Origin of the sequence: Nocardia sp. CA-129566 (genome assembly GCF_050956075.1) — a bacterium.
Lineage (GTDB): Bacteria > Actinomycetota > Actinomycetes > Mycobacteriales > Mycobacteriaceae > Nocardia.
In genome coordinates this window covers 2857503-2868623 of sequence record NZ_CP192085.1, presented here as the reverse complement: position 1 = coordinate 2868623, position 11121 = coordinate 2857503, and the positions used below count along the sequence as shown (strand labels likewise).

The following is an 11121-nucleotide window of genomic DNA, read 5'->3' as shown; positions in this document are numbered from 1 at the left end:
ACGCATAGAACTTGCGGGACCGACTGTTACGCGCCTCGCGCAGCAACGCAATGAAGCGATCATCGCCCCGATCGCCGCGACCGACACCATGCCCGACCTCGCTCTGGGGCCCCGGCCCGCGCGATTGGGCACGCTGTGATCGTGAAGAGTACTGCCCCTCGACGACTACCATTGCGGCATGTCCCCGCCACGCATCGAGCGTCCGGACCTTCCCGAGTACATGACCTGGGCGGAGCTGGAGCGACTCCCCGAGGAGATCGCCGAGCAGATCGAGCTGTGGAACGGACGCGTGGTGTGGGTGCGCCGCGGCCCTGCCGAGCACCAGACCTTCTCGAACCGTCTCTGGAGCGCAATCGAACGCTGCGCGCGAAAAAACCATGTCGGAGCATCCTGAGCCCTATTGGCGGGTGACCACCGAGACAAACATCTTCCTCGGGCGCAACGGCAAGTCCGATTTCTTGACACCCGACTTTCTCGTACACCGGTGCCTCGGATCCCCGTACCAGGATCTTCGAAGCGCTGACGTCGTGTTGGTCGGGGAGGTCCTGTCCCCGACCAACACGCAAACCGATATCGAGGCCAAGAAAGGCCGCTACGCGGGCTCCGGTATTCCGTGGTACTGGGAAGTGACCTTGGACCGTGCAGCCAGCGCCATCGCAACAGTGCGCGCCTACGGCCTCGACATCGGGCACGCCCAATTGCCGGATGGTGTCCACCCGTTGCGCGCCGCCAACTACATCCTCGCTGGCGAATGGACCCACGAGAACCCGGACGGTATCGCCATCGACTTCCCGTTCCCCATCGTCATTCCCTGGACCGAAGTCGAATACTGACCAAGACACCGATCACCATGTGCTGATCGATGAGTCCGAAAGCCAGCGCACCGCAACCCAATGCGGCTGTCACGGTGCCGAGCTGGTCGATGGCGCGGACCTGATCGGCTCGGGTGACCGGAACCAGCGCCAGCACCGCGATCAGCCCGAGCACCACGGCGGCGGAGAAGTCGACGATCCACTGCAATAATCCGCACTATGGTGCCGAGGTCCCGGGAATCATCTCGTCGGAGGGGCAGTGACGGACGAGCGGCGCGGCGCGGGTGGCGGTGTCTGGGAAGACATTTGCGTGAAGGCCGGATGATCGACGAGTTGTCCGTGCGCGTAGATCGCATCGCGCAGGCGCTGCCTGGTCGACTCCTCGGCCAGCAGCAGCACCAATTCGTCGCAGCGCCGTTCGAACAGCATCGACCGCAGGACCGACGCATCCGACGCGGAGCGGCCAGCGGCGGTTTCCGATCGCAACTCGCCCAATGGAACTCGCGAAACATCCGCCTTGAGCGGCAACATGGATGCCACCACCAGATCATCGGCATCGCGCAGCTCATCCCACCACTGCGCCGGAACCGGTTTGGCCTGCCGGAATGCCTGCAGGATCCGCTCGCGCACGGCGGCCGTCCCGAGTGCGGTCGCGGCATTCGGTCCCAGCCGTGCGGTGCGCGCATGCGCGTCCACGGCGAGTTCCACACAGCGCCAACCGATCCGGTCCGCGGGCACCGATGTAGCCCGATCCAGCAGCTGCGGTGCGCCGACCAGCTCCAGCCGGTCCACCAAACCCGATGCCGGACCCGCGAAATCCATCATCGCGGCGGCGCCGACCGAACCTGCTGTCGGAACGTCGCCCATTTGTCGGCTCAGCGCGTCCTCGATCGGTAACGAGGATGCCAGTGCGGTCAGCCGAGCCCCGGTTTTCTTGCCCCAGGCCAATGCGAATTCCGCGAGCACGCGACCCGGATCGGCGATCCCTTCCCAGGCCGCATCCGAAACCGACCACACCCACGGCGTCGACAGTTCTCGAGGCAGGTACACCCGCGCGGGCAACCATCCCTGCCCCTCGTTCGAGGTGACGAACGCGCCGATACCGCCGGGATGTCGCATAACCGACACCGCCCAGGCCGTGCCGAGTGCCGCGGACTCGGCCGCCGCGAGCAGGCTGCTCAGCAGAGTGCGCGCCAGTGCGAGATCGCCGTCGACCCGTTCACCGACCATGAAGGTGGGGGCGGCCGCCGCGAACATCGCGGCACCGACCGCATTGCGCAGATGGTCACTGCCGGAAGGCTTTTCGGATTCCTCGGCGGCCGCATCTGACTCGACCGGAACACCGGGGGCCGGACGCGGCGGGGGCGCGTTCTTGCCGGGCGGTACCGAAACACCCGGGGCCGAAACACCGGACACCGATGGTGGTCCCGCCGAAACTCGTGGTCCCGCACCGGAAAATCGCGAATCGACCCCCTGGGGCGCTCGCGTGTCCGCCCCTGATGCCGACGGACCCGCGGTGGGACCCGCCGTGGCCGGTGGCGCGCCAGTGGGCGGTGCCGTAATCGGCGGCGGCCCAATGACCGGTGGCGGCGCTACCGGACCCGCGAACGCGCCCGACATGGATCCGAGCAAGCCTCCCGGTGCCGAATTCGCGTGTTCGCCATCGGGCTCTGCCCCCAGCGGCCTATCCGTACCGGCCTTCGACGCCGTACCTATCACGTCGCGATCGGTGGAATGGCTCTCCGACGTCGAGCGGGTCTCCGCCGCAGCCGATGTCGAGCCATCGTCACCGGAAGTCGTCGAGCCCGAGTGGGATGCGCCCGCGTCCGCGGCACCCGCGGATTCACCGATATGCTGCGGTCCCCGCACAGAGTCGGGCGCCGACCCGTACCCGGGCGCACCCATCCCCGTCGACGGCGCGCTCGGCGCCTGCACCTGCGGCGCGTTATCCGGCTGCGGGCCCGTCGGTGGCTGTGTCGCGAGCGTGCTGTCGGTGCCGCCCGGTGCTTGCGGTCCGTGCGGTCCGCCGAGATCACCACCGGGTAGCGGTGAGAACGGGCGCGGCAGCCCGAGCTGATCGAACAGCCGGTTCAGCGCATCCAATGCCGGAATCCTGGGCACGCCTTGGCCATCCGGCAACCGCCAGCCATGGGGCCTGCCGGGAGGACCGGGCGGCAATTGGTGCGAAGTTCCGGGATGCCGCGGCCCATGCCCCGCGTGCGGCTCCGAATGCCCGCGATTTCCGGGTCCGCCAGAGGATCGCCGTTCCCACGGCCCCGGCTGCCCCAACGCCGCTGCGATAGCCGCCAACTCCGGCAGGCCACCCGGCCCGATCAGAGTCAGCGCATGCGCCGCCACATCGGCGACCTCGGCCCGAGCCTTTGCGATGATCCTCTTGACCTCGGCGCGTTCCTCATCAGCGGTCGAGCCGTCGCCGTCATCGTCGGAGACCTTCTCGGGAACAGCGCGAATTTCGCGGTCCGCGCCGTAGACGATATCGAGAATCCGGGTGCGCGTCCGGTCAACGATTCCGGCTATATGCCCGAAGGTGTCGGCGGTGGCCACGAGCGCATCGACGAAACCTCGCAGTGTTCCTTGCTGGGCGCGCAGATCGTCCTTGATCGGATCCAATCCGGCACTGGATCGGACACTGTCTTCGAAGGCCCGGCGAGCGCGATCGGCCTCCTCGGGATCCAAGGCCTCCGCGCCGTCACGCGCCGATGACTCCAGCGCACGCCACTCACGCGGCGAGATCTCCGGCCAGTTCTCGCCGACAATGTCCTTCCAGTACGGACTGTTGCGCTCTTCCGGGTCCATCCGGAAATCAGATCGACCTGGATACCTGGGCACCGCCCGCGACATCGGCACCGTGGAGGGCTTGGTTGGTCTCGACGACATACCGGTACATCGAACCGGCATGGCTGTTCAAGTCATCGATCCTGTTTCCGAACCATCCGAGGATCAGATCCCGCACCTCGACGCTCCGGTGATCGAGCTCCGACACCGGCTTGTGCTGCAACACGAAAGCACCGGTGGTCGCATTGACCTGACCGGTGCTGGAGGTCACGATCCCGAAGTGTCGACCGTGAATCGCGGTCACATCGTCCGGGTCGTCCATATCCAGGATGTAGGTCATGGCGGGTCCTGTCTGAAAGATTCCTGCGGTCAGGAGGTGGTGCCGAATTCGGCGATCTCGGTTGCCCGATAAGAGGATTCGGTGGGCAGATCGAACGAATCGATGGTGTACGGGCGGGTGCCGTTGTACTCCATCTCGGCGCGCAGGCCGACCCTTGACTTCATATGCGCCAACCGGGCGAGCCGGACGATTTCCGCGGCCAGCCAGGCGTCCCCGTTGTCCCTGGCATCGTCGGTGATGTGCAGCCCGACGACCTCGCCGTCGCGACCGCAGGCGACACCGACGGTGTGGTCCGGATTGAACACCTCGTAGATCAGGGTGCGCCAATCCGGCGGCGGGACATCGTCGAGGTCCTCCGGATACAGATCATTGAATTCGGTCATCGGCTACTCCTAGGTGCGTGCGACGGTGCCGGGCGCGATCACTCGGTCGGGCGGGCCCGCGGCGGGTCTGTCCGGAACCGGATCGTCGGGGGCGGACAGCTGCTGCGCCAACGCATTCCAGGCGACGTCACCGATGGTCATGACCTGACTCAACTGCCAGAATCGCGTCCCGAGATACATCTCGCCGGTGCCATCCGGCGCGATGTCCAGGTGATCCGGCCCGTCCGTTGTCGGGTTGAGGGTGATCGTTGTGGCCGGGGGAAATTGATCGTCGACATTGAGGATCGTCGCGCCGCTGCCGGGGATGAAACTCTGCCGACAGCGGTCACTGGCCGCCACCGCCAGATCGGAACTGTTGGTGGTCAGCGTGACATCCGGATTCAGCAACAGCTGCAGCACCCAGGAACGGGCCGCCTGCTCCGGATTGTCGGCATTGATCGAAATGGTCAGTGTCGCCGAAAGATCCACGACCAACACGGCGTCGGCACTGGTGACGCCGACAACCACCAACCGCTTCGGCGAACCGGCCGGATACGGCAGATCGTCCGCGGCGAGGGCGATGACATCGGAACCGACACCTACTCCGGTGACCGGATGCGCGTTCACCGTCCCCGTCGACACATCGATCGCGTACGCGCACAGCAGATCCGGGGTGCGATCCGCGACCCCGGCTAGTCGGACCAGCCCCTCGCGATGCAACCACCGGACGGTATCGGCGACGGTGACGCCATCGCCATCACTCATGACGCCTGCTCCGCGGTCGCGGCGGCCGGTTCCGGTTCTGGTTCATCGGCCCAGGGATCCCGGTCCATGAGCTGCTCGTACTGACGTGCCGCGTCGGCAGTGCTCTCCCGGATCGCGGTGACGATCTCGGTGACCAGTTCATCGCTTTCGAACCGGTCGACGGTGCCCGGAGCGAGGTAGAGCCCGACCAGCCGTCCCATGGCATCGACCTCCGGAATCACCGCTCCGCTCGGCGAAGGCCGCCGGGCACGGATGCCATCGATCTTCTCGCGCAGATCGGCGATCTTATGGCGCAGTTCGCGCGCGGCATCGAGCGCCGCCTGCACATCGGGGTGGATATCACTCATGCGGAACCTCCGGATTGGGACGCCTGACTGGGCTGGGACGGCGTCGGCGGTGTCACGGTCGGCGCGATCGACGGCTTCTCGCCGATCACCTGTTCGGTATGCGGCGTGTCGTCGACATACATCAGCCGATCCGGATGCCAGGCCACCACGCGATTGCGTTCGTTATTGCCGCTGCCCGCGCCACCCATGCCCGGTGACATCGGCATATACGGCATCATTCCGGAACCGGTACCCGCGGCGCGCGCCCCGGCAGCCGACGATGCCGACAACGGCTCGATCACCGGCGTTCGAGGCAGACTCGACGAGCCGCTCGCGGTACTGCCCGAGGAACCGACCATCGGCATCGGGCCGACCGCGACGGTCGACGCGCTCGTCCCCGAACTATTGATCGCGCTGGTGATGTCGGAGATCGGTGTCACACCGCCGGTCGAACCGCCACCGGTCAGTGCGCCGTAGTCGGTCGATCCGTAGTCGCCGTAGCCGTATTCGTCCAGCCCCTCTGTCGAGTTGTTGCTGCTCTGATTCAGCAGCGGCATACCGGCAGACATCAGCGAACTCATCATGGTCGGCAACATGGAAGCCAGACTGCTCAGCATCTGGCTGCTGTCGCCCGAACCGTTCGAACTGCCCTTGTCCGAACCAGTTTTCGACGAACCCGCGTTTTCCGCGTTCTTCGAACCGACCGTGGTGGCGTAATCGGTGATCGTCTCCGCCGAGCGCGCGTTCTGCTCCTGGAACTTCGCCAGCGCGGCCTGGATACCGAGCTCGTTCTTGGAGCGCATCGCCTTCAACAGTTCCTGGCGCGCGGCGACGATCTCCTCGGGCGTAGGGTGTTTGGCCTTCGCCGTGGTGAAGGCATTGCTGTAGGTATCGATGCCATCGACCAGCTTGCCGAGCCCGGCGCCGAGTTCATCGAGCCAGCTGCGATGTTTGGTCAATTCCGACGCCGCGGCCGAACCGACCGGAACCCAATGCTGCATCGCTTGCGTGGCCTCGTCCACGCCGGCCAGCGCGGCCGGGTGGAAGCCACCGAGGAAGCCTCGGACATCCGCCGACAGTTTGTTGGCCGGACCCGTGCCGAGGCCACCACGCAATTGGTTCGCCATGGTCAGCGGATCGATGCTGGCACCGGCCGGAGGCAGGTTGAAATCCGGCGGCTGCCGCACCGCGAGCGGCGCCGGCTCCGCGACGGGATTGGCCAATACCTCACCGCCACTGCCGTTTATGGTGCGCGCACCCTCGTCGTCAGCGACGGTGTAATCCGCCGCCGCCGCGCCCAGCTTCTGCGCGGTCTTGTGAATCTCGCTGAGCACACCCGACATTCCGTTCAACAGGTTGGCGGCGTGGGCATTGAGCTGCGGAACCGCCTCGGCCGAAATCGGGTCGCTGCCCGCGGGCAGCACCCAGCCCGTGGGCAGCGACTGCCCGGTGGCGTGCGCCAGCGCGGCGAGTTTCGCCGCCGCGGCGGCGAGTTCCGCCGGATTGACGTCCAACGCCATCACTGCCTCCTCTCACCCGGGCGCATGCTCAGACAGGCGCCCCGCCCGTGGCCGCGAGCACCGACGTGCCGGACTGGTCGCCCGTCGGGGCACCGCCGGGCGCGTGGCCGGACTGGTCGCCCGCCACAGGCGCCTCGATGCCAGCCGGGTGGAAAAATCCGGAGAATTCGCCGAACTCCCCAGCGGTGTCCGACAACTGGTGCAAGTTGTCGGAAGTCAACTCCTGCAGCTTGCCAGCAATAATGGCCTCCAGCCTGCCGCCGGCCTCCGGGGTGCCGAACTTCGCAACCACGGCCGTGCGATCCTTCCAGACGGCGACATCGCCGGTCGTCATGTCGTTCGGATCGACAGACTTGCCGATCTGCTTCTTGTCCGACCACTTCGCCGGTGTCTTCTCATAGGCGGCCTGCGCGTCGGTGCCGCCCTGGTTGCCGAAGGCGGCATCCAGTCCCAGCGCGGCCACCGCCCAAACCCGCTGCACTTCGCCGTTGGGGAAGGGGTAGTCGACCTTGCCGTCGGTGCCTGCAGTGCGGCCGGGCACCGGACCACCGGGCTGTCCTTGACCGGTCTGCGACGAGGAAGTGCCGGGAGCCGGTGTCGTCGACGACGCGGGGGTACCGGATGCGGTCGTCGCGGGCGTCTGCGCCTGGGCTTGTGGGGCGGCCGAGGCGGGCTGCGCGACGGTCGGCTGCTGCTGGACCTGGCCATACGGGTTGTTGTTCTGGTCGAGCATGCGGCGCATCATCTCCTGCTGCTGGAGCTGCTGCATCCATGGTCCGAGCTGGTTCATCATGTCGCTCAAGCCGGAGGAGCCGACGCCCGTATCCATCCCGGAGTACGGGGAGGATGCCGCGGCCGGGGTGGTGTTGGTGGGGTAGCTGGAGTCCCCCGACCCGGTCGAACCCGACCCGGTGCCCGTGCCATCCGAGCCGCCGGTGCCAGTGCCAGTGCCAGTGCCGGTGCCAGTGCCGTTCGACGAGCCGTCACCACTGGAGCCATCCGCACCGAGGTCGATCGGTTTCCAGGCGTCATCGGCTCCGGTGCCCGTTCCGTTGCCGTTGCCATTGCCGGCCGGCTGGGCCGGGCCCGGATCATAAGGGTTGCCATTCCCATTGCCGGTACCGGTACCGGTACCCTTCTTCTTCAGCTCCTCTAGTTCCTTTTCGAACTTATCGGCCCGCGCGTCCGAATCTTTTGCCTTCTTCGTCAACTCGGCGATTGTCTTGGTCTGTTCATTGATCTTGGTGGCACTGTCGGACATTTTAGCCAAAGCGTCCTTATAGACTTTCGTTACATGCTGGATCCCGTCCGAAACGTAGGAAAAGATCCACGCGTCCATCGTCATGCCATTGTCTGGTGGCTTTTCGGCATAACCGCTCAGGGTGTTTATCGCGTCAGTCATGTAGCCGTTATATTCCACGAGGTCTTCTTTAACGCCCTTTGTCGTTTTAATCGCTGCCACGACCTCGGACCGCAGACCAGCGAAATCACTCTTGAGTTCACTGTTTTTTTGCTGATAATTGGTGATGGCCCCAGATCTCAGCTGACTCATATTGATCTCGGCAACCTGCTTCACCTCGCCAGGATCCGGCATATCGGATGTCTTCCCACTGCCCTGAGCCTTCCAGCAGGGGATAACTAAGTTCAGCAGGTCCTTATCTATAAGGTTCTTTGTGGTCGACGATATATTGTAAGTTTTTCCTTCAGGATAACCTTTTTCGCGTTGATCATCCGGAACCCAGAGGATGGGCATATCTGGAGCCTCTGTCATGACAGCACCGGCCATGCCTGCTGCGACTGACCTTCCGAGTTATAATCTCCAACTATCGCGTTCGAATTCTTGTCCCCGTAGTATCTACCCTGCATATCCGCCCCCGCAGGACGAGTAGGGATCACCTTGAGCGCGGTATCCGCTCCACCATTACCACCACCGCCGCCGCCGGAACCCCCACCGGGCATGCCGGGCATATCGAATCTGGTCGCAAGGTAGGAGCCGGCCACTTGTCCGGCCGTTTGCATCGGATACCGGAAATTTTGATTACGTAGACGGGGGATCATGGCGCGTGCGTTATTGGCAACCCGCGCCCCAAAGCTGATCGGGCTTCGTCGAAGCGCATTTCGGGTGACAACCGAAGCACCGGCGAGGGCGTTAGGGCTATTCCTGAACAGTGCCCGCGCAGCCCCGCCGAGCATAGGCGCACCCGCCGCTCGCACGATCTTACCGGCCCCTCCTGAGAACAGCGCACCCTCGCCAGCCGAGGTGAGAACGTCAGTGACGCCGTGAATCTTCCCATTGATCGCGTCCGAAGCAATGTTGGCGACCGCGCCACCGATGATGCCACCAGCACCCGGCACGATCATGTTGCCCACGATCGGCAGCGCGACACTGACGGTTGTGGACAGGGCGGTCTTCCACCACGACATCAGCTCACTCCTTCTGCACCGCCGCCCAGCGGCGACCGAACTCGTCAAAGCCATTGTTGACGCTTCCCAGTAATGGGAACCGGTGTTGCCGTCGCAGCGGCCAGGATGGATCCTCGGAAGACTGACACCGCTGTGCCCGAAACTCCGTGGCCGCCACGGAGTTTCTCGGTGACCGTTCGAGGAGGAAGCGCCGGATGAGTCCTCGTCCCCGCCCATCTGGGGCGTCTCGCGTCATCATCGACTCGCGCACGCGGTTGTGGCTGGACGGTGCGCTATGACGAGCCCGGCGGTAGGGGCGGAGCCGGTCGTCGCTGATCCGGAATTCGATCCGGAGACGGATCCCAATGCGGGCGAGGGAGATTCGTCATCGGAGTCGGCGACACCGTGGACTCGGTTGGGGCGGAGAGATGGCGGCCAGTCGGGGCAGCCCGGAGTTACCACGCCGGGTGGCAGCGGGCCGGGGTCGACGGCGGATCCAGGTGGTCAGAGTGCGGTGCCTGGTCAGCCCCCGGCCGGTTCTGGTTCTGGTCAGGTTGGTTCGGGTAAGGGGGTGGCACCTCCGGCGGCGGGTGGGGTTGCGCCTGGGGCGGGTGCCGGGGGGCAGCAGGGTGCGCCCGCACCAGCGCAGGCGGCGCCCGCACAGCAGAGCCCGGCCCAGGCGGCTCCGGCGGGTGCGGTGGCGCCGAATACGTCTCGAACCACTGATGATTCGAGGGCCGCTGATCACGGTGGTGGTTTGTTGGATCCGGAGACGCTGACCTCGTTGGCGCCGACGGCGATGATGGCCGGGGCGATGATGCTGCCGATGATCGCCTCCGCCTTGGCTGGACTCGGCGGGGGCGGATCCGGTTCCGGTAGTGGGGGTTCCGATGGCGAGGGCGGTGCGAGCGGCGGGCTGAGCCCCGAAGCCCAAAAAGCCATCGACGTGCTCAAACAAATGAAAGAAGTCTACGGCAAAGGCGACACCGACGACTCCGAAACCCCCACGAGCGGAAAACAACTCGGCTCCACCACCTCCAGTGGCACCGGGTCCGGGGCGACCGCGACCAAACTGCGGGCCCATCAGCTGTATCAACGCAACGCCGCCGCCGCGTTCAACAACCTCGACAACGACCTCGTCAACTACATGCGTTCCATGGCGGGCAACCACAAGATCGACAAGAAAGCCGTCATCGCCCTGCTCCGCGAGGTCGACACCCAACTCGCCGAAATCGGTTCCGCCGCCTACACCAAAGCCGGACAGCAGAAAGTCCACCAGATCCTCACCAACGCCCTGGCCAAAGCCGCCAAAATCGTCTCCGGCGGCAACGCAGCCGCGACCGGCACCGCCGCCGAAATCAACCGCCTCACCAACCAATACATCTACAACCTCGCCGGACGCGAATACCAGGCGGCAAGCAGCAGCGGCGCCACCTCGGCGGCCGCGCAGCAGGCGGTTGCAGTGGCAATGGCCCAGCAGGGCGACCCGTACGTATGGGGTGCGGAAGGGCCTGGGTCATTCGACTGCTCCGGACTCATGCAATACGCGGCCAGAGCCGCCGGAGTCAACATTCCACGAGTCGCCGCGGACCAGTACCGCCAACTCCCCAAGGTCAACCCCGCCGATATTCGCCCCGGCGATCTGATCTTCCCGGATTCCGAATTCAACAACGGCAACCCGGGCCACGTCATGATGTACATCGGCAACGGGCAATGCGTCGAAGCGCCACGCACCGGTCTGAACGTCCGTGTGACAAACCTGCCGCGCAGCTATCACGCCAGCCGCTTCAGCTGATC

General features: G+C 65.4%; 12 protein-coding genes. 3 read left to right on the top strand and 9 right to left on the bottom strand.

Annotated elements, in window-relative coordinates:
• Nucleotides 1-178 precede the first annotated feature (178 nt).
• Together ACQP0C_RS12840 and ACQP0C_RS12835 are read left to right on the top strand one after the other, a co-directional pair.
• Nucleotides 179-394: a hypothetical protein gene (locus tag ACQP0C_RS12840; protein WP_433733141.1), complete on the top strand. Its 216-nt coding sequence runs from the start codon at nucleotides 179-181 to the stop codon at nucleotides 392-394.
• A gap of 13 nt (nucleotides 395-407) precedes the next feature.
• Nucleotides 408-833: a hypothetical protein gene (locus ACQP0C_RS12835; protein ID WP_433733140.1), complete on the top strand. Its 426-nt coding sequence runs from the start codon at nucleotides 408-410 to the stop codon at nucleotides 831-833.
• Here ACQP0C_RS12835 and ACQP0C_RS12830 read toward each other — a convergent pair.
• The 9 genes from ACQP0C_RS12830 to ACQP0C_RS12790 are packed head-to-tail and all read right to left on the bottom strand — an operon-like array spanning nucleotide 805 to nucleotide 9345.
• The gene (locus tag ACQP0C_RS12830) at nucleotides 805-1020 is read right to left on the bottom strand and encodes a hypothetical protein (protein ID WP_433733139.1); all 216 of its coding nucleotides are present in this window, start codon (nucleotides 1018-1020) and stop codon (nucleotides 805-807) included. The two genes, ACQP0C_RS12835 and ACQP0C_RS12830, sit on opposite strands and share 29 nt — an antisense overlap.
• Before the next feature lie 32 nt (nucleotides 1021-1052).
• Complete coding sequence (locus ACQP0C_RS12825; RefSeq protein WP_433733138.1) at nucleotides 1053-3629, bottom strand: hypothetical protein; 2577 nt, start codon at nucleotides 3627-3629, stop codon at nucleotides 1053-1055.
• A gap of 7 nt (nucleotides 3630-3636) precedes the next feature.
• Nucleotides 3637-3948, bottom strand: coding sequence for a hypothetical protein (locus ACQP0C_RS12820; protein WP_433733137.1), 312 nt, complete (start codon nucleotides 3946-3948; stop codon nucleotides 3637-3639).
• 29 nt (nucleotides 3949-3977) lie between these two features.
• Complete coding sequence (locus ACQP0C_RS12815) at nucleotides 3978-4331, bottom strand: hypothetical protein (RefSeq protein ID WP_433733136.1); 354 nt, start codon at nucleotides 4329-4331, stop codon at nucleotides 3978-3980.
• Nucleotides 4332-4340: 9 nt separating this feature from the next.
• Complete coding sequence (locus ACQP0C_RS12810) at nucleotides 4341-5075, bottom strand: hypothetical protein (protein WP_433733135.1); 735 nt, start codon at nucleotides 5073-5075, stop codon at nucleotides 4341-4343.
• Nucleotides 5072-5422, bottom strand: coding sequence for a hypothetical protein (locus ACQP0C_RS12805; RefSeq protein ID WP_433733134.1), 351 nt, complete (start codon nucleotides 5420-5422; stop codon nucleotides 5072-5074). Before ACQP0C_RS12805 ends, ACQP0C_RS12810 begins: the two co-directional genes overlap by 4 nt.
• On the bottom strand, nucleotides 5419-6921 hold the full coding sequence (locus tag ACQP0C_RS12800) for a PPE domain-containing protein (protein ID WP_433733133.1): 1503 nt from the start codon (nucleotides 6919-6921) through the stop codon (nucleotides 5419-5421). The genes ACQP0C_RS12805 and ACQP0C_RS12800 overlap by 4 nt, the downstream gene beginning before the upstream one ends.
• A 28-nt stretch (nucleotides 6922-6949) precedes the next feature.
• On the bottom strand, nucleotides 6950-8674 hold the full coding sequence (locus ACQP0C_RS12795; protein ID WP_433733132.1) for a hypothetical protein: 1725 nt from the start codon (nucleotides 8672-8674) through the stop codon (nucleotides 6950-6952).
• 14 nt (nucleotides 8675-8688) lie between these two features.
• Entirely contained in the window at nucleotides 8689-9345 is a 657-nt protein-coding gene (locus tag ACQP0C_RS12790) for a hypothetical protein (RefSeq protein ID WP_433733131.1), read from the bottom strand.
• A 736-nt stretch (nucleotides 9346-10081) separates the two neighbouring features.
• On the opposite strand from ACQP0C_RS12790, the gene ACQP0C_RS12785 reads away from it, so the two are divergent.
• A complete protein-coding gene (locus ACQP0C_RS12785) occupies nucleotides 10082-11119 on the top strand; it encodes a DUF4226 domain-containing protein (protein WP_433733130.1) in 1038 nt (345 codons plus the stop codon).
• Nucleotides 11120-11121 lie beyond the last annotated feature (2 nt).